The 18,358-nt window shown below is 71.2% G+C and carries 16 protein-coding genes; 7 read left to right on the top strand and 9 right to left on the bottom strand.

Annotated elements, in window-relative coordinates:
• Window positions 1-90 precede the first annotated feature (90 nt).
• Window positions 91-708 (top strand): LysE family translocator, encoded by a 618-nt coding sequence (locus DIZ27_RS28500; RefSeq protein WP_109381311.1) that lies wholly within the window; start codon window positions 91-93, stop codon window positions 706-708.
• Window positions 709-787: 79 nt separating this feature from the next.
• Here DIZ27_RS28500 and DIZ27_RS28495 read toward each other — a convergent pair whose 3' ends face one another.
• Together DIZ27_RS28495 and DIZ27_RS28490 are read right to left on the bottom strand one after the other, a co-directional pair.
• Window positions 788-1,252: a hypothetical protein gene (locus DIZ27_RS28495; RefSeq protein ID WP_109381343.1), complete on the bottom strand. Its 465-nt coding sequence runs from the start codon at window positions 1,250-1,252 to the stop codon at window positions 788-790.
• Window positions 1,253-1,316: 64 nt separating this feature from the next.
• Entirely contained in the window at window positions 1,317-3,428 is a 2,112-nt protein-coding gene (locus DIZ27_RS28490; protein ID WP_181383726.1) for a restriction endonuclease, read from the bottom strand.
• 336 nt (window positions 3,429-3,764) lie between these two features.
• On the opposite strand from DIZ27_RS28490, the gene DIZ27_RS28485 reads away from it, so the two are divergent.
• Window positions 3,765-5,126, top strand: coding sequence for an MFS transporter (locus DIZ27_RS28485; protein WP_258308579.1), 1,362 nt, complete (start codon window positions 3,765-3,767; stop codon window positions 5,124-5,126).
• 175 nt (window positions 5,127-5,301) lie between these two features.
• A complete protein-coding gene (locus DIZ27_RS28480; RefSeq protein WP_109381308.1) occupies window positions 5,302-5,976 on the top strand; it encodes a TetR/AcrR family transcriptional regulator in 675 nt (224 codons plus the stop codon).
• Window positions 5,977-6,070: 94 nt separating this feature from the next.
• Here the strand turns inward: DIZ27_RS28480 and DIZ27_RS28475 are convergent, their stop codons facing one another.
• Window positions 6,071-6,784 (bottom strand): hypothetical protein, encoded by a 714-nt coding sequence (locus tag DIZ27_RS28475; protein WP_146229005.1) that lies wholly within the window; start codon window positions 6,782-6,784, stop codon window positions 6,071-6,073.
• A 669-nt stretch (window positions 6,785-7,453) separates the two neighbouring features.
• On the opposite strand from DIZ27_RS28475, the gene DIZ27_RS28470 reads away from it, so the two are divergent.
• Window positions 7,454-7,792, top strand: a complete 339-nt coding sequence (locus DIZ27_RS28470) for a MerR family transcriptional regulator (protein WP_109381306.1) — start codon at window positions 7,454-7,456, stop codon at window positions 7,790-7,792.
• 515 nt (window positions 7,793-8,307) lie between these two features.
• Here DIZ27_RS28470 and DIZ27_RS28465 read toward each other — a convergent pair.
• Complete coding sequence (locus DIZ27_RS28465; protein ID WP_109381305.1) at window positions 8,308-8,640, bottom strand: WhiB family transcriptional regulator; 333 nt, start codon at window positions 8,638-8,640, stop codon at window positions 8,308-8,310.
• Between the two features lie 393 nt (window positions 8,641-9,033).
• On the opposite strand from DIZ27_RS28465, the gene DIZ27_RS28460 reads away from it, so the two are divergent.
• The 3 genes from DIZ27_RS28460 (at window position 9,034) to DIZ27_RS28450 (ending at window position 13,249) form a co-directional block, all read left to right on the top strand.
• The gene (locus DIZ27_RS28460; protein ID WP_109381304.1) at window positions 9,034-9,450 is read left to right on the top strand and encodes a CBS domain-containing protein; all 417 of its coding nucleotides are present in this window, start codon (window positions 9,034-9,036) and stop codon (window positions 9,448-9,450) included.
• Window positions 9,451-9,799: 349 nt separating this feature from the next.
• Window positions 9,800-11,377 carry a helix-turn-helix domain-containing protein gene (locus DIZ27_RS28455; RefSeq protein ID WP_181383725.1) on the top strand — a complete coding sequence of 526 codons (1,578 nt, stop codon included), beginning with the start codon at window positions 9,800-9,802 and terminating at the stop codon, window positions 11,375-11,377.
• 411 nt (window positions 11,378-11,788) lie between these two features.
• The gene (locus tag DIZ27_RS28450; protein ID WP_109381302.1) at window positions 11,789-13,249 is read left to right on the top strand and encodes an amino acid permease; all 1,461 of its coding nucleotides are present in this window, start codon (window positions 11,789-11,791) and stop codon (window positions 13,247-13,249) included.
• A 133-nt stretch (window positions 13,250-13,382) separates the two neighbouring features.
• Here the strand turns inward: DIZ27_RS28450 and DIZ27_RS28445 are convergent, their stop codons facing one another.
• From DIZ27_RS28445 to DIZ27_RS28425, 5 genes are all read right to left on the bottom strand, one after another.
• A complete protein-coding gene (locus tag DIZ27_RS28445) occupies window positions 13,383-14,780 on the bottom strand; it encodes a diacylglycerol kinase family protein (protein WP_109381342.1) in 1,398 nt (465 codons plus the stop codon).
• A gap of 151 nt (window positions 14,781-14,931) precedes the next feature.
• A complete protein-coding gene (locus tag DIZ27_RS28440; protein WP_109381301.1) occupies window positions 14,932-15,396 on the bottom strand; it encodes an SHOCT domain-containing protein in 465 nt (154 codons plus the stop codon).
• A gap of 144 nt (window positions 15,397-15,540) precedes the next feature.
• The gene (locus tag DIZ27_RS28435; protein WP_109381300.1) at window positions 15,541-16,878 is read right to left on the bottom strand and encodes a hypothetical protein; all 1,338 of its coding nucleotides are present in this window, start codon (window positions 16,876-16,878) and stop codon (window positions 15,541-15,543) included.
• A gap of 27 nt (window positions 16,879-16,905) precedes the next feature.
• A complete protein-coding gene (locus DIZ27_RS28430; RefSeq protein ID WP_109381299.1) occupies window positions 16,906-17,565 on the bottom strand; it encodes an HdeD family acid-resistance protein in 660 nt (219 codons plus the stop codon).
• 232 nt (window positions 17,566-17,797) lie between these two features.
• Entirely contained in the window at window positions 17,798-18,337 is a 540-nt protein-coding gene (locus DIZ27_RS28425) for a hypothetical protein (RefSeq protein WP_109381298.1), read from the bottom strand.
• Window positions 18,338-18,358: the final 21 nt, after the last annotated feature.

The raw sequence follows: 18,358 nt of genomic DNA, 5'->3' as shown, positions 1-18,358 counted from the left end.
GGCGAGATCCTGGGGTAAAGACAGGAACACTTTCGGATCTGTCCGGCCTAGCCTCCCTTGCGTAGCCGGGTACGTGAGAGGGACGGATTCATGGACGCGACCACGCTGGCGGCTTTTCTGGCGGTGGACCTCCTGCTGGTGTTCACCCCGGGGGCGGACTGGGCCTTCACGATCTCGGCGGGCCTGCGGGAGCGCTCGGTCCTCCCGGCCGTGACCGGGTTGATCGCCGGGTACGCGGGCTACACGATCCTGGCCGTCGCGGGCCTGGTCGTGATCGTGGCGAGCTCGCCGGTCGTGCTCACCGCGTTGACCGTCGCCGGAGCCGGCTACCTGGTCTGGCTGGGCTGGAACGTGCTGCGCCGGCCGGCCGCCCTGGCGGCCTCCGAGGAGACGGCCGGTGCCTCCCGGAGGCAGGTGATGCTCAAGGGTGCCGGGATCAGCGGCCTGAACCCCAAGGCGCTGCTGCTGTACTTCTCGCTGTTCCCGCAGTTCATCGACACCACCGGCGGCTGGCCCGTCGCCGCGCAGACCGGTCTGTTCGGCACCCTGCACATGACCGCCTGCACGCTGGTGTACCTCACGGTCGGCGTCCTCGCCCGCACCGTTCTGAAGACCCGGCCCTCCGCGGCCCGGGCGGTCACCCGCGCCTCGGGCGCCACCATGATCGTCATCGGTGTCGTCCTGCTCGCGGAACGCCTGGCCGCCTGACCGGACCCGCCCCACTGCACACCGGCACGGAGGAGAACACGGGCGATGACCCGCCTCGGCGCACCGATCGGTGGCGTTCTCACGGCAGGTCGGTGCGACCCAGCCAGGCCGGCTTGACCGGTACCCCGTCCGCGTACCGCTCGATCTGCTGTTCCGCGGGCTCGGGCGCCGCGGCGACGGGAGCACTCGGCGCCTCCACCACAGGTTCCGGCACAGGCTCCACAGCAGGCTCCGGCACGGTTTCCACCACCGGTTCCGGGACGGGGGGTGCGGCGGAGTCCTCGAGCAGTTCCGCCACCGTGAACCGGGTGACGAACGACTGCCACGCCCCGTCCACGACGAGCAGGAACCCGTCGTCCTGTCGTAGGAGCCGACGGCGCTTGGGGTTTCTGGGGTGCGCGGGTGAGTGGTTCCGCGCCCGCCGTTCCAGCTCCGCGAGTGCCTCCTCGCGCTCTCCGGTGACGTGAGCGAGCACGTATGCCTCGGTGTGCTTGCGTTCTCCGACCCCCATGGTCGTCTCGATGACCAGTCCCCAGGTCGTCATGTTCTTCGCCCCCTCGTCCACCTTGGCCCCGCCTCCGAACCGGCACGGCCGTTCGACGGCGGAACTATTCCACGTCGACGCCGTAATCCCGGACCAGTTCCTCCAGGCCGCCCCGGTATCCCCTGCCTCCGGTGACGAAGTCCCAGTCGCCGTTCGCGCGGCGGCGGAAGGACCCCAGCACGAGGGCGGTTTCCTCCGGGCGGCCGTCGGAGACCTGTAGTCGGTCGAGCGGGGAGCCCTCGGAGTCCAGCAGCCGGATGCCGGCGTCGGTGAACCCGGACAGGTCGGCCCCGGGGTTGGCGACGGGGTCGACCGCGGCGATGACGACGAGACGGTCGGCGCGTGCCGGCAGGGCGTCGAAGGAGACCTGGACGGCGGCTCTGTCCGGCGCGACGGGGACGAGCGTGCGCACCGTGCCGTCGGGTGTGCGCGGGTTGTTGTAGAAGACGAAGTGATCGTCGTCCAGGACCCGGTTGCCGTGGCAGACGAGCGCGCACACGTCCAGGGCGACGTTGCCCGACCAGTACATGCCCAACACGTTGTGGTCTTCCGTGCCGGTGGCGCTGCCGGTGTCACCGCCGGTCTCGCTGTCCGGTGCCGTCCGCCGGTCGGGCACCGGGCGTTCGCCGCCGCCGAGGCGCCCGCGCAGCCCGTGGCGGTGCAGCAGGTCGACCAGTTCGGAGCCCGCCACCAGTTCCAGGGGCTTGCCGTTGGCGAAGGTGTGCGAGCCGGGGCCGAACGCGGAGGTCGTGACCAGGACACCCTTGTTGGCTCCGGCGTCCTGGACGGTTCCGTACAAGTCACGGACGGCGGTCGGGGGGACGGTGTTGCGGTAGCGCTTGACCTGCACGACGATCTTGCCGCCGCGAATCGGGGCCGGGTCCAGCGCGTCGACGTCGACACCGCCGTCGTTCGAGCGCTGGGTGGTCACGGCCTGCATGCCCATGGCCCGGAACAGGTCGGCGACCAGCGTTTCGAAGGCGACGGGGTCCATCTCGTACAGATCCGGCTCTTCGCCGTCCCCATGGGTGACGACGCCGTTGCCGACGTCTTCGGGAAGCCGGCCGGGCCGCACGGGCGCGTACTGGTCGGGGCGCGAGGACAACTGCCCCCGGAGGCCGTCCACCAGGCAGTTGACCGCGTTCACCTGTTCCAGGTGCAGCGCGGAGAACGTCGAACGCGAAGCCATGACGGTGCCGAGGAACATGGGCGCCCGTCTGCCGGTCACCGGGTCGTGATCGTCCACGAACCCGTTCAGCGCGACCGATTCCAGCGCGCCGAACTCGTCGGCTGCGAACAGATCTCGCAGAACCAGCAGGAGGCACTGCGCGAGTACGTCCCGGTACAGGGTGCGGCGTTGCGTGACAGGTCGGGGTGACTCCTTCACCTGATCGGCGTTGATCATGTAGCGCGCCGACTTCGCCTCCGGGACGACGTCGTACTTGGGCAGCTCCCAGTTCAGTACCAACTGGCGCGCCCCCGAGTCGTACGCCGCGGACAGCCGACGGGGCAGGTCCTCCGGCCAACCGGTCGAGGCGTAGAGGGCGGCGGAGAAGTACTCCACCGCGGCCTCGGGATCTCCGTTGCGAAGCCCGGTCGCCATCTCCGCGATGCCGGCGTTGTGCCGGCGGATCTCGGCCAACTGGGCCTCGGCCCACTGCTGGTACTGCTCCTGGTAGGCGGCCAACTGGTGCCGGCGCTGCGCTTCGGCGGCCTGCGTGGCCTGCCAGTCGCGCTCGAACCTGGAGCGGGCCTCCGCCTGTGCCTGCGCTCGCCGTGTGGCGGTCCAGCCGCTCTGCTGCGGCTGGTACTGATGCTGGTTCGGGTCCGGCATGGGGATGGGGTGTGCGAGCTGTCCCGGGGAGAACGCCTCGATCTGCTCCGGCCGGGCGAGCGCGTCAGCCCGGAACGCCGGAGCCCGGCACCCCGTCGTCAACAGGCCCTGCAACGCCTCGACCTGCGCGTCGAGTTCCTGCGTACGCCGCCGGGCCTCCGCCTCACGCTGTTCCCGGTACGCCGCTCTCTGCTCACGGTAGCTGCGTGTGCTCTCCCTCTGGTGGGCGCGCTGTTGCCGCTCCTGCTCCCGCTGGAACCTGGCTCGCGCCTCCTGTTGACGTTGCTGTTGGCGCTGCGCCTCGGCCCAGACAGCGACCAACCCATTGGAGCGACGGCTCATGCTCGACAGGCCCTCCCCACCGGCGACCCGGCATGTGCGCACCAGGTTCCGCCCCCGTAACCAGCAGTGATGGAAAGATTTTAGTCGGCAACCAACCGCGCGCCCACACACTTGCTTCAGGCTGTCTCCACTTCATCTCCACCAGCCTGTCGCGCCTGCGTTCGTGACGGCGGTGGCGGCCGGTCCCGCGGCGTCGCCCTGTCGTCGCCCGCGCTCAGAGGCGTCAACTCGAACCTGTGTCAGGGGTCTTGTGTCCCCGTGTGGCGTGTGGCACAGTCCAGCGCCACCGAGTGTCAAAAAATGACATCCAGTGCCATACGCTCCGGGAGCCCCGTTGTGAACCAGCAGCGAACCGCGCAGGACGGCACCGACGCCCTGCACGCCACGGCGAGCCGCAAAGCGGCCTTCCGTCTCTTGCCGATCCTGTGCCTCACGTACTTCATGGCGTTCGTGGACCGCACCAACGTCGGTATGGCCAAGACGTCACTCGAAGCCGACGTGGGCATCAGCGCCGCGGCGTACGGCGTCGGCGCCGGCATCTTCTTCCTGAGCTACGCGCTCCTGGAGGTGCCCAGCAACCTGATCATGTACCGCGTCGGACCGCGGCGCTGGATCACCCGGATCGCCGTGACCTGGGGTCTGCTGTGCTCCTGCATGATGTTCGTGCAGGACGAACTGTCCTTCTACGTCGTCCGGTTCCTGCTCGGCGCGGCCGAGGCCGGCCTGTACCCGGCGCTCATGTACACCGTCACGATCTGGTTCTCGCAGAAGCAGCGGGTGACCGTGGTCGGGATCCTCTACCTCGCCGTGTGTGCCGGTTTCGCGCTCGGAGCTCCCCTCGGCGGCGCTCTCATGGAGCTCCACGGGGCGGGCGGACTGTACGGCTGGCAGTGGATGTTCCTCGTCGAGGGCCTGCTCACCGTGGTCGTCGCCTACTTCGTGTGGCGCCTCGTCCCCGACCGGCCGGAGGACGCGCCGTGGCTGACGGCGCGGGAGGCCGCGGTGCTGAACGACCGCGCGGTCGTGCGGTCCGCTCCGGGGCACGGCACCCTGAAGGGCAACGTCAGGATCGCCTTCGCCCGGCCGTTCATCCTCGCCCTGTCCCTGATCTACTTCGCGAACCAGGTCAGCAGCGTGGCGATCCAGTACAACTTCCCGTCCATCGTCGAAAGCCTCGACGTCGAAGGGGCCTTCCTGATCGGTGTAGTGAGCGGCAGCGCCGGCATCGCCTCGTTCATCGGCGTGCTCGTGATCCCGTGGATCCAGCGCCGCGTGCGGAACGAGGTCCGGGTCCTGACGTACGTGACGGTCGCCACGGTCCCGGTGGCGATCGCGTACAGCGTCTCCGACGGTGCCGTCCTGCGCATTCTGCTGATCGACGCCGCGATGCTGCTGCTGGTCGGAATCCTCCCGCTCTACTGGTCGGTCGCGATGGCGAGGATGTCCGGGCTGATGGCCGCGGCCGGGCTCGCGTTCATCAACACGGTCGGACTGCTCGGCGGGTTCGTCGGCCCCTACCTGTACGGACTCGCCGAGGGCCGGGGGAGCGAGTCCGCCGGGTACGCCGTGCTCGTGGGCGCCGCCCTCCTCGGCGTACTGCTCCTGCCGGTGCTGCACCGAACGGTGCGTTCCGAGGACCGGCGGGCCGGCCAGGAGGCCGACGTGGGCTCTCCGGCCGGTGCGGAAGGGGCGAGGTGACCGTGCGGAACCGTGCCGTCGCCGCCCGGACCGGCCCGTCCGGCGGGTAGGCGGCGCCGACCGCACGCGGGGGGAGACGGTCGGCCCGGTCTCCCCCCGCGGCCGTGGTCATAGACTCACGACGACTTCGCGCGAAGAGGTCGAAGAGGTCGAAGAGGGGAGGAGGGGAGGGGCCGTGGCCGAACGGGGGCTGGAGACGAAGTACCGCATCGCGGAGACGGCGATGGCGCTGTTCCTGGAGCAGGGCTACGAGAGCGTCACCGTGGAGGCCGTCGCGGACGCGTCGCGGGTGTCACGGCGTACGGTGTTCCGGTACTTCGACGGCAAGGACGAGCTGGCGTTCCCCGATCACTCCGCGCGGCTGGAGCTGCTGGCGCGCCACCTGGTGAAGCCGCCCGGGGGGCGGTCGCCGGTGGACGTCGTCGTCGCGGCCACCGAGGTGGTGATGCTCGACTTCCTGAGCAGGCCCGAACTGGTGCTCCAGCGCTACCGGCTGACCCGGGTCGTGCCCGAGTTGCGCAGGCGTGAGGTGCTCGAGAACGAGCGCTACGTCGCCCTGACGCGGGCGTATCTGCGAGAACGACTGCCCCCGGACGGTCCGGCGTTCCTGCCGGTGGCGCTCTCCGCGCTGATCGACGCGATGCACCGGTCGGCGCTCGGCAACTTCGCCCGCAGCGGCGGGACGGTGGACGCGTACGCCGAGCTCAAGGAAGGCATGGAGTGGATCCGCCGGACCCTGGCCGAGGAGCCGGCCGCCGGCAGCCCCCTGCTGTTCGCCGTGCTGCCGGACACGGCGGCCGCACGGCACGCGTTGTCGACGCTGCGTGACGAGGCTCAGGACCTGCTCTGAACCCGGTGCGTCAGCCGCGGCCGATCCCGAGCATGCCGGCCCGCACGACGGAGACGCCGCCGACGCAAACACCCCCCCGGAAGCCCCGGAGTGCTCAGTGGCCGGAGGCCGTGGTGAGGGGGAATCCTCCGCTGCCGCCGCCGCGCATGTCCTCCATGTCGAACGGGTCCGCGTCGGCCCGGACGGCGTGGATGCCGAGCCGCCCACTGCCCGCGGGGGCGTCCTCGGCGGCGCTGATCCGGTACTCCACGATGCGGGTGCCGCCGGCGGGCAGGTCCCGCGCACCGGACGCGCCGGTCAACGGCTGGTAGTCGTTGACCACGGCCAGCTCGACGGGGTGCCACTCGCCGTCGGGGGCCTCGCGCCGTTCCATCGTCAGCCCGGGCGGCCGCTCGCCCGCGTAGTTCCACTCGACCTGCGCGGAGAGCGCGATGTCGCGCAGTGCCTCGCCGGTGGTGTTGCAGAGCTTGACGAGGACGGTCTGCGGTTCGCCGCCGGGGTGGACGGTGACGTCCCCGCGCGGGTCGGCGACCGTGGTGATCAGGTGGCCGTTGGTCCTGTCGGCGTCGGTGAGCTTTGGGCAGGGCTTGGCCTGGAAGTCCGCGAAGCCGGGGTGGGGCGAGCTCTTCGCGGCCGCCGGGGCGCCGGGCGTCCGCGTCTCCTGCGCCGACGTACCGGGTGAGGGGTTCGAGGGGCTGCCCTTGTCGCCGTCCGCCGGGGCCGACGGTCCGGCGCAGGCGGTGGTGAAGAGCATCGCCGCCCCTGCCGCGGCGACGGCGAATCCGGCCCAGCGCCTGTCTACGTGCACGGATGCCCCTTCTCGCGGATCACTGTTCGGTGATCACGACGCCCGAAGCCCGCTCATGGTTGCGCCGCGGCCGTGATGGCGCGTCGTCGCGACGGCCGCTCCCGCGCGTCATGCCCCAACCGAAGCCGCGCGGCTGCGGCACATGGGTGCTGATGTAGAACCTTTCACCCGCACGGACTGAAATCTGTCGTGGCTGCCGTAGACATGCGTACGCGGTGAGGTTAGCATGTCTGCTGTAGCCAGGAAGTCAGTGAGGCGTGGCAGACACGAACTGCCCGCGTGGAGACAGAGGTTCTGGCACGGCGGTGGAGTGGTGGGGCCAAAGAGGGTTTCGGGCTCCCTCGCTGACCGCCGGGCCTGGTGGCCGCAGGAGGGCTGCCGGCAGTACGCAGGAGTGAGAGGTTCGTCAGAAAAAAGAGAGAAGGAGGAGGACGCCATCAGGATCGCCCGGGCGGGAACGGTCCGCCCGGGTACCGCAGGCCCCGGAACGGAAGGTGGTCCCACGGTCACGCATCCGCGATCCCCGCACTCTTTGCCCCCCGTCGGGGGCCGGTGCGGACACAGCAGGCCGGCATCGCAGTAGGCCGGTCGATGGTGTTACAAATCCCTCGGGGCCTTGGTGCCGTACGGCACCAAGGCCCCTCGACGCATTCCCCATCAGAGGTGCAGATGACCACAGGCACGCCGCTCGACCGAATCGACGACGACGACTACCCCGCGTACACCATGGGACGAGCAGCGGAGATGCTCGGTACCACGCCCGCCTTCCTGCGGGCCCTCGGCGAGGCCCGGTTGATCACGCCCCTGCGCTCCGAGGGCGGCCACCGGCGCTACTCCCGCTATCAGTTGCGCATCGCCGCCCGCGCCCGGGAGATGGTCGACCAGGGCACCGCCATCGAGGCGGCCTGCCGCATCATCATCCTGGAAGACCAGTTGGAAGAGGCCCGGCGCATCAACGACGAGCTGCGCCGCGGTGAGGGCGGGTCCGGCCACAAGGCGGATGCCTGACCCGCACCGCACAGCGGACGGTGGCCCACCAGGCCCGCGGCCGGCAGCCGATCAGGCTGGGCATCGCAATCCGGCCTGGGAGGGCGGTTTGAGGAGACGAGTCACCGGCGCTGCCGTGGCGACGATCGGGCCGGTCATCGAGTCTCACCGTCCGGTCCGCACGCGATGTGCCGGACGCGCGGGCCGCGGCTCACCAGGTGTCCTTCGTGGGAGCGCCCGGAACCATGGTCGCCCTCGCCCTTGCGCTCGCGCCGGGCCGACGCGGCTGTGGCCGCGGAAGCGGGCGGGTGCGCCACCTGGAGCGGGGCACAGGCCGACGGCGAGGCTTGCGAAGGCGCGCCCCTGTCCGGGGGCCGTGACGGCACACCTGGGGGCAAGGACGGGTGCCACCGGCAGAGGGGTCTCAAAAAACCACCGGGGATCTTCGGGGGCATGCGGGAGCGCCCTGCCCGGCGTCGACGTGTTCGGGACGACCCGAGGCTGCGCTGCATGGCCGACATCCCGGCTGTGAGTGGTCATTCCCGACGTGCGCGAACCGCTCTCCCCGTCGTTCGTCCCGCCGGGCCGTCGAGCAGCTCCCGGCGGATGGCGCGACGCTGCGCGGCGGTGGTCGCACCCCAGATGCCGACGTCCTCCCCTTGCTCGACGGCCCACCGGCGGCAGGCGAGCAGGACGCGGCAGCGACGGCAGACCGCGCGGGCCCGAGCAACCTGGGGCTCGTTGTCCCGCTCGATCAGAAGGAAGAAAAGCTCGGGGTCCTCATCCACGCACGCGGCGTCGCGGATCCATCCGCGTGCGGCGGGGAACAGGTCGGTGCTGAAACGAGAAGGCAGACAGTTGTCTGGCACGGCACACCTCCGCCAGATGCCGGCTGAGCCGGCAGGTGCCTGCGACACGGGCGTGCCGCAGGCCCGGCAGAGGTCGTGCTTCCCACTGTAAGACCGGGTCTTCAAACGGTCGGCGGCTGGGGCCCGGTGCTCCCGTCCAGCAGTCCGGCCAGCAGGGTCCGGGTGAACGTCAGTCCCTCCGAGAGCTCCCGCCTACGGCGCACGCGTCCCGGCCGGCTCCCGGGCTTGCGGGCACGACTGACCTGAGCGTTCAACGAGTCCTGCCGTGGCCGAGGAGCCCGTTCGGAGCCCCGTTATGGCTTGTGTTCCGCGGGAACCCCACGTCCTTGCGGCGGCGTTGCCGGACGGCACCACGAACCTGCCGCCCATACGAGGGAAAGGATCACGATCACCATGACGACAGCCCGGGACATCATGACCGGCGGCGCCGAGTGCATCGGCGCCGAGGAGACGGCGCTGGACGCGGCCCGCAAGATGAAGGACCTCGGAGTCGGTGCTCTGCCGATCTGCGGCACCGACAACAAACTCAAGGGCGTGCTGACCGACCGGGACATCGTGGTGAAGGTCCTCGGCGCGGGCAAGGACCCCGCCACCTGCCCGGCCGGCGACCTCGCGCAGGGCGAGGCCGTGACCATAGGCGCGGACGACGACGCGGAAGAGATCCTGCGCACGATGATCCAGCACAAGGTGCGACGCCTGCCGGTGATCGACGGGCACGACCTGGTCGGCATGGTCGCGCAGGCCGACGTCGCCCGCTCGCTGCCGGATCCCGAGGTCGGTGACCTGCTCCAGGCTCTCTCCACCGGCTGAGCCTCAGCCCGTGCCCCGGCCGCCTTGCTGGAGGCAGGGTGACGACAGCAAGGCCCCGGGGCACACGAGTCGGTGCAGTCAGCCCGCATCGCTCATGCTCGGACGGACGCGGTGAACGGCCTGACCAAGCCCTACGAGTCCCGTGTTCATACTCCAGCTCGAAAGACATCGTGCCGTCGCACGCGCCGCGGTCCACACATACCCCCCACGGTCCCCGTCCCATACCTCCCAAGGTCCCCGTCGCCGAGCGGATAGCATCGCGCTCGGCACGGCCCCGGCAGAGGCGATGATCATAGATTCGGACGCGGTACCTCCGCTCACAACGAGCATCAGCCTGCGTGAGTTGCTGATGGCACTGGGTGATTCGCTGCTGGAGGTGCAGGCCGCTCCCGCCGGACTGGACGTCGAGATCCGCGGCGTCGCCCTGCTCGACCCCGAGGACCCGCCGACCACCCGGCCGGGCGAGCTGGTTCTCGTCATCGGTGCCCGTGGCCGAGCCGCTTATCCCGCGCTGCGGGCCGCCGGGCGCGACGGAGCCGCCGGCGTCGTGGTCAAACTGGACGGCCCCGGCCAGGCCGCGGCCCTCAGCGAGACCGCCGCCGAGGCCGGGGTCGCCCTGCTCTCGTTGCGCAGCGAAGCACGCTGGGAACAGGTGAACACGCTGGCCCGCGCCGCCCTCGACGACGTGCCGCCGGGCCGCCCGGGCGAAGGGGCCGAGGAGGGCGACCTGTTCTCGCTCGCCCAGACCACCGCCATCCTCACCAGCGGCATCGTCAGCATCGAGGACGCCGCCCACCGGGTGCTGGCGTACTCCCGCTCCACCGACTCCGACGAGATCGACGACCTGCGGCGGCGCTCCATCCTCGGCTGGCAGGGACCGGAGCCGTATCTGGCGAAGCTGCGCGAGTGGGGCGTGTTCCAGGACCTGCACTCCAGCGACGAGGTGATCAGCATCGACAGCCACCCCGAGCTGGGGATCCGTCGCCGGCTCGCGGTGGCCGTGCGGTCCGGGGGCCGGCAACTGGGGACCATCTGGGTGCAGGAGGGCTCGACGCCGCTGTCCGAACGCTCGGACCAGGCACTGCTGGGTGCGGCCCGGGTCGCCGCGCTCCACCTGGTGCGCCGCCGCCGGGAGCTTTCGGAAGGACTGACGTTCACCCGGACCCTGCTGGCCGGACTGCTGGACGGGAGCACCGGGCCCCAGCCGCTGGCCACCCACCTGGGATTCGACGCGACCCGTCCGGCCGCCGTCCTGGGCTTCTCGTACGAGACCGCGGACGTCGTCGCCGCCCCGGAGTTGACCCATGTCGAGGTCACCAACCTGGTCTCCGTGCACATGGCCGCCCGGCACCGGAGTGCGCTGGTCACGCAGGTCGGTTCCCGCCTCTACGTGCTCCTGCCCCAGTTGCCGCGCAGCATCGACGTGGACACGCTGCGCGGCTGGGGCCAGGAGATCACCGACGCCGCACGCCGCCACCTGGACCTGCCCCTGCGCGGCTCGGTCGGTTGCGTGGTGTCCGGACTCGGGGACGTCCCGGAGTCACGCCGGGAGGCCGACCGCATCCTCGACGCCATGCTGGGGACCGACGTCCCCACCGCGGTCGCCGCGCTGCCGGACATCCAGGCGGAAGTACTGGTCAGTGAACTGCTGACGCTGCTTTCCACCCACCCCGAGATACGGGACCCACGGCTGACCGCCCTCCTCGAGCACGACAGCCGGAACCAGGGCCGCCTGGCGGAGACCGTTCTGACCTATCTGAATTCCTTCGGCGACGTACGGGCCGCCGCCGCCCAGCTGTATGTGCACCCCAACACGCTGCGCTACCGCATTCGCCGGGCCGAGGAGCTGACCGGTCTCGAACTGAGCCGTCCTGACCAGCGTCTGCTCGCCATGCTCCAGCTGCGGCTGCCGCCGCCCGCCACCTGATCCCGCTTCCTTCCGCATTGGCCGGCCGGACAGCCGATCGGAGGCGGATTCGTCGAGCCGCACAAACACATCGGCTCACGGCCCCTCATACGCTAGCGCGAATTCATCCCCGCAAGTGATGTGGACCGCCTTTCGCACCGCCTCTCACGAGGAGACGGAGCACAGCACCGACGTGCGATGACGACCTCATCATCGGCGCGTATCCGAATACCGAACACAACCCCCCACATGGTGAACGCTTTCGAGAATTTCCAGGGTCATGACCGACCCACTGCCGAACCGGCCTGCTCGCCCCCGCCGATCACGGGGTATCCGGAGATCCGGATCGCCGGTGATCGGCGACCGGTGGCCCGGTGAACACGGCAGCCACTCCCGCAGGACTCCCCAACCCCACTTTGGACGGATGTCGACATGACTGCACGCGCCCCTGACTCCCTGGCCACGGCCACCACTCCACCGGTCGGCGGTCAGCCCCCGGAGCAGTCGGGGCTGAAGGCCGGGCTCAAGAACCGCCACCTGTCCATGATCGCCATCGGCGGTGTGATCGGCGCCGGCCTCTTCGTGGGCTCCGCCTCCGGTATCGCCGCCGCCGGGCCCGGCATCCTGCTGTCGTACGCGCTGGTCGGGGCCCTGGTCGTCCTGGTGATGCGGATGCTCGGCGAGATGGCCGCGGCCAACCCGAGCTCCGGCTCCTTCTCCGCCTACGCGGACCGGGCGCTGGGCCGCTGGGCCGGGTTCTCGATCGGCTGGCTGTACTGGTTCTTCTGGGTCGTCGTACTCGCCGTGGAGGCGACCGCGGCCGCCGTGATCCTGGAAGGGTGGGTGCCGGCCGTACCGCAGTGGGCCTGGGCGCTGATCGTGATGGTGGTCCTCACGGCCACGAACCTGCTCTCGGTCGGTTCCTTCGGCGAGTTCGAGTTCTGGTTCGCGGGCATCAAGGTCGTCGCCATCGCGGGCTTCATCGTCCTCGGCGGCCTGGCGATCTTCGGTGTGCTGCCCGGCTCCGACAACGCCGTGACGGGCTTCGCCAACCTCACCGAACACGGCGGCTTCCTGCCGCACGGGCCCGGAGCGATCCTCACCGGCATCCTGCTGGTCGTCTTCTCCTTCATGGGCAGCGAGATCGTCACCCTCGCCGCCGCCGAGTCCCCGAACGCGCAGCGGGCGGTCGCGAAGGCCACCAGGAGCGTGATCTGGCGGGTCGGCCTCTTCTACGTCGGCTCGATCCTCGTCGTGGTCTCCCTGCTGCCGTGGAACGACCCCGCGATCCAGGAGAAGGGGTCGTACGTCGCGGCCCTGAACTCCATCGGCATCCCGCACGCCGGCGAGATCATGAACTTCATCGTGCTGACCGCCGTGCTGTCCTGCCTCAACTCCGGCCTCTACACCGCCTCCCGGATGGCCTTCTCCCTGGGCGAGCGCGGCGACGCCCCGCAGTCCTTCGTACGGACGAACGCGCGAGGTGTCCCGCAGGCCGCGATCCTGGCCTCCGTGGCCTTCGGCTTCGTGGCGGTCGCCTTCAACTACCTGTGGCCGGACACGGTGTTCCAGTTCCTGCTGAACTCCTCGGGCGCGGTCGCGCTCTTCGTGTGGCTGGTCATCTGCTTCTCGCAGTTGCGGATGCGGGGCATCATCCTGCGCGAGAACCCGGAGAAGCTCGTCGTCAAGATGTGGCTGTTCCCGTATCTGACGTGGGTGACGATCGGGATGATCTCGTTCGTGCTCGTCTACATGCTCACCGACGACAGGGAGGGCGGCGGACGGAGCCAGGTGGTGCTCTCCGTGCTCGTGGCCGCGCTGGTGATCGCGATCTCGGTGGTCCGGGAGCGGAGGCGCCCGAGAAGCGCCGAGGAAGCGGTCGCGTCCCGGTAGCCGTCGCGGACCGCCACCCGGTGGTCCGGGCTCCCCGCCGTCCTCGGCGGGGAGCCGCCGCTGTTCCGGCGGGCGGGGGGCCGCGCACGGGCGCCGGTGGGCGGCCCCGGAGAACCGCCGGACGAAACGGCGATCACCGCCGTGACCCCGGCCGAGCCGTCCACCGGTCCGGGACCGGACGGCCCAGCGCCAACCGTGCCACGCGCGGCCAGTCGGCCGCCGCCCCGCTGCCCCGCAGCGGGTGAGGGCGGTGGCGCGGCACGCGGACCCGGAGCGCACCGGGCGCGCTGCGGCACACCACGGGGGACGGCAGGACGACGTGTTCTCCGTCGATGCCGACCGGGAGGGTGTCCGTGCCGGCCTCGACGACGACTTCTTCGGCGGTCAGCCGGACGAGCCCCCCGGAGCGCGGACCGCGCACGATGCGCGCCGCCTCGGCGGTGCTGCCGACCCGCACGCACACCAGGCCGAGGAGCCCCGAGTCCAGCCGCTCCCTGCGCCCCGGACGGGCCGCGTCCACGGCACGTCCGTAGGGGTTGTTGCTGACGAGCAGGGCCTGGAGCCCGTCGACGCGCGTTCGGCCGGCCCGTGCCCGCAGCCTGAGCGCCTCCTCGCCGGTGAGGAGGCCGGGAAGGGCGCGCAGGGTCGTGCGGGTCTTGGCGTCCCGGTACGCGGGGTCGGTGACGACGGACGCGTACGTCCCGAACGAGGCGTTGTTGACGAAGACCCGGTCCGCGGCGTACCCGAGGTCGACGCGGAGTTCGACGCCGTCCGTCAGGGCCCGCAGGGCCGCGGCCGGATCGTCGCGGTCGAGGCCGAGGTCGAGGGCGAAGTGGTTGCGGGTGCCCGCGGGGATCACCACGAACGGCAGGTCGTGGTGCGCCGCGACCTCGGCCACCAGGGCCTGGGTGCCGTCGCCTCCCGCCACCGCCAGCAGGTCGGCTCCCTCGGCGACGGCCTGCCGGGCCAGCTCGACGACGTCCTGGCCCGCGTCGAGCAGGACCACCCGGCAGCCCGCCGCCCGGGCCTTCTCCGCCAGCTGGAAACGGCCCACCTTGCCACCGCCGGAGCGCGGATTCATGAGGATCCAGGGGGCGTGGGGTTCCTTGACGAGAGTCCGTTCAGCCTGTTCGGCCCGTTCGGAGACGGTGTGACCGTGTGCCGGGACCGTACGTGCCGCCGTGACGGCCAGCGCCCACAGGGCCAGGGACACCAGGGCCGGTCCCAGCAAGCCGAACGCGGCGTACAGGGCGAACACGGTGACCGGCGCGGCCACCGACAGGACCGCCCCGAGGACACGGAGCACACCCGTGTGGGCCAGGACCCACCACACGCCGACGGCGGCGAGCGCGAGCCCCGCGAGGCCGACCAGCACCCACAGCACACTCCGCAGACCGGCGGCGACGAGCGGCACCAGGATGCTTCCCAGGAGGGCGAGCAGGGCGAGGCGGGCTCGTCCGGCCCCGCCTCCGGGCCCGGCCGGGGCCCCCGCCCTGCCCGGTCCCCTCGTGCCACCTCTGCGCCGTTCCACCTGTCGGCCCTTCTTCTCGCGCTCCCGGCCACGCGGCGCCGGCACTGTCCTCTCAGCCCTCCCTGTCCTCCCCGTCCTCCCCGTCCTCTCAGCCCCCTCACTCCGTCCGCGCCGTGCCGGGGCTGCCTCACACGTGGCGGGCCGCGGGTGCTCAGCGACCGGGGTCGCGGGCGGTGGAGCCCGAGTGCTCCGCCGGGCCGTGGCCGGTCAGGACCAGTTCCTTCGCCCTGCGGAACTCCTCGTCCGTGAGGGCGCCGCGGTCGCGGATCTCGGACAGCTTGGCGAGCTCGTCGGCGCTGCTGGGCCGGCCGCCGGCCGCGGTCTCCCTGATGTAGGCGTTGAACTCCTCCTGCTGTGCGCGGGCCTGCGCGATCTCCCGGCGGCCCATGTTCTTGCCGCGGGCGATCACGTAGACGAACACGCCCAGGAAGGGCAGGACGACGCAGAACACCAGCCAGCCGGTCTTCGCCCAGCCGCTCAGTCGGTCGTCGCGGAAGATGTCGGTGATGATCCGGAAGAGCAGGATGAACCACATGATCAACAGAAAGAACCAGAGCATGGTCCAGAAGGCGCTCAGCAGCGGGTAGTCGTACGCCAGGTAGGTCTGTGAGCTCATGTCCCTCCTCCGTTCGGCGCTCGCCGGCAGCGGTTCCGTGCCGCCTTCAGCGTCCCCACGGCGAGCACCGGGCGGCCTCACCCGGTGCGGGTGAGTGTGCGCACCGGGTGAGGCGCCGTCGGCGGACGGGTTCCCGCCCTCGGATCAGGCGCCGGACTCCCCGTGGGCACGGGGAGCGGCGGCCGCGAGGATCGCCAGGACCACCAGGACGGCCAGGACGACGCCGAGAACGAGCACCACTGCTCCGACCGTGGGGTGGTTCCAGAGCACCAGCGCCAGCGCCCCGGCCGCGAAGACGCCGCCGGTGGTCCACGCCCGATGGTCCGCCAGCCAGCGTCCGGCGGTCCCGGTGCGCACTCCGGCGCGGAGCAGCGCCCGGCCGGCGGCCGTCGCGCCCCGTTGCGCCGTCGTGCGGACGGCGCGGGCCGGGCGTCCGGGACCGTACAGGTACGCCACCAGCGCCGTGATCACCGAGACGACCAGCAGGGTGCGCGTGCCGTCACGCAGGAAGACGACGAACGTGTCGTAGATCGCCGCCGCTGCGCCGGGCGGCAGCGTCGCGGGTGGAACCGAGTCCAGGTAGACCCGTCGGGCCACGGCCAGTGCGACGAGCAGCACCACCATCATCACGCCGACACCCGTCGCGGTGATCATCAGCATCACGCGGTGTGCCGGGGCGGTCCACACGGCGAGCGCGGCGAGTACCACGCTCAGGACGGGCAGCCAGACGCCGAGGACGTCCAGCAGCCGCATCATGTCCTGTGCCTTGCCCAGTTGCTCGGTCTGGAACAGTGTGATCGTCCGGTCGGTGTCCGGGATGGCTGCCGCCTTGTCGAAGCCCGCGTCGACGAGCCGCTCCCGCACCTGGTCGACGACCTTTCCCACATCCAGCTGAACGGTGTCGCCCTGGGCGCGCACGGCACCCGTGCTGTCACCGGTGAGCATGGCCACCACCGCGGCGTGCGCCCGCCGGTTGGCGCCCTCCCACACCTGCTGGAAGGCGTCGCCGGTGATCACGCGGCTGACAGTGCGGTGCACGACCGTCCTGACCTCGTTCTGCAGCGGACCCGTGAGGGACTCGGCCCCCGCCACGACGCGGGGCGGCGCCCCGGCGTCCTGGAGGGTCTTGGCGAGCGAGCCCGTCACCGCCGAGACGTCCACGTTCTCCAGCACGCGGTCCGTGAGCCGGTCGGTCACGACCTCCTGCACGGCCGGATCGGACGCCAGCGGTGCGACCGTCGCCACGTACCTGTCGGTGTCGGAGACCGTGTCCTGGACCCAGGCCGCGACGACGGCCAGGGGAGCGAGCAGCAAGGCCAGCAGCAGGAGGACCGAGGAGCCCGCCACGCGTCCCCGCCGGTGTCGCACCGCCGCGTGACGGCGCAGCCGTTCGTGCTCCGCTCGTTCGCCGGCGGTGAAAGCGCGCTTCGGGTGCGCGGTCCCGTCGGAGTCGGGCGGGCCCGGGGTCGTGGCCGGGTTCATGGGTGCTCCTCCGCGGCGGTCGCGGTGTCAGGCTGCCGGGCCGGGTGTGTGCGGCCCCGTGGAGTGCGACTTTCGGAGCGCGGCCCGCCAGGCGAAGGCGACCACCACCTCGGCCAGGCCGAGCAGGACGAGCCACAGGCCGAGCAACCGGGTCAGGGCGCGGGCCGATTCGGTCGGCAGGGCGAGGACCACGATCCCCGCGACGATGGCGAGTACGGCCGTGCCCAGGACGACGCCACGGTGCGGCAGGTCCTGGGCGGCGAGGGCCGTGTAGAGGGTGAGGAGGCCGGAGAGGAGCCAGAGCACCCCGACGATCAGGGAGAGCGCGGTGATCGTCTGCAGCGGGTTCCGCAGGCACAACACCCCGGTCAGGACGTACAGCACGGCCAGGAGCAGCCCCGGGAGCCGTTCGTGCCCCTCCCGCGCGAAGACGGCCACGAAACGGAACGCCCCGGTCACCAGGAGGTACAGGCCGACGAGGACGGCCAGGACGTGCAGGGTCGCCTCCGGCCAGACCAGTACCAGGATGCCCGGCACCAGCGTCGTGACGGCCGAGCCCAGGAGCCAGGTCCATGAGCGGCCGAGCCGCGCGAGTGCGTAGGTGGGGTCGCCCATCGGATCGAAGGGCACTCGGTCGGGACGGCGTTCCGACCCGGTGTGCGATGCCGGACCACGCGGCATGGACATGGTTCCTCCTCGCGTGATCGGCCGGTCGCTTCCGGATGCGCCGACGGGGCGGTGTGAAGGGTGGTGTGACGGGCGATGTGATGAACGGTGTGTGACGGGCGGTGTGTGCGAGGGCCTGACCGATCCAGGGTCACGTCTGTCACCGGGTGCCGGGATCACCCACCGCGGGTGATCCCGGCACCCGGTGACAGACGGCCCTTCGTCCGGTGGTCGGCACTCCGGGCCATGCGTCTCAGTGCTTCAGGACGATCTTGAAGGAGACGATCAGCAGGCCGATCAGCAGATTGACCGACGCGGTGGCGGCCATCAGCCGCCGGGAAGCACCGGCGCGGTGTGCCGCGGCCACGGACCAGCCCACCTGCCCGGCCACGGCGACGGAGAGGGCCAGCCAGAGGGCGCCCCGCACGTCCAGGCCCAGGAGCGGGCTGACGGCCACCGCGACGGCCGGCGGGAAGGCGGCCTTGACGATCGGCCACTCGTCACGGCACACGTGCAGCACCATCCGGCGGTCCGGAGCCCGCTGTGCCAGCCGTGCCCCGAACAACTGGGCGTGCACGTGCGCGATCCAGAACACCACACCGGTGAGCAACAGCAGCAGCACCAGCTCGGCGCGGGGGAACGAGCCCAGCGAGCCGGCACCGAGCACCACGGAGGCCGCGAGCATGGATCCGTAGACGGCGCCCGTGTAATCCGCGTGGACCCGGTGCTCGGCCCGGCGCGCCCGCCGGTCCGTGGCCGGGCCGGCCCTGGTCCTGGTTCTTGTTCTGGACACGTCTGACTCCCTTGGTCTCAG

The sequence above is a fragment of the Streptomyces sp. NWU339 genome, from assembly GCF_003143855.1.
GTDB lineage: Bacteria > Actinomycetota > Actinomycetes > Streptomycetales > Streptomycetaceae > Streptomyces.
This window is presented reverse-complemented; position numbering and strand designations above follow the sequence as displayed.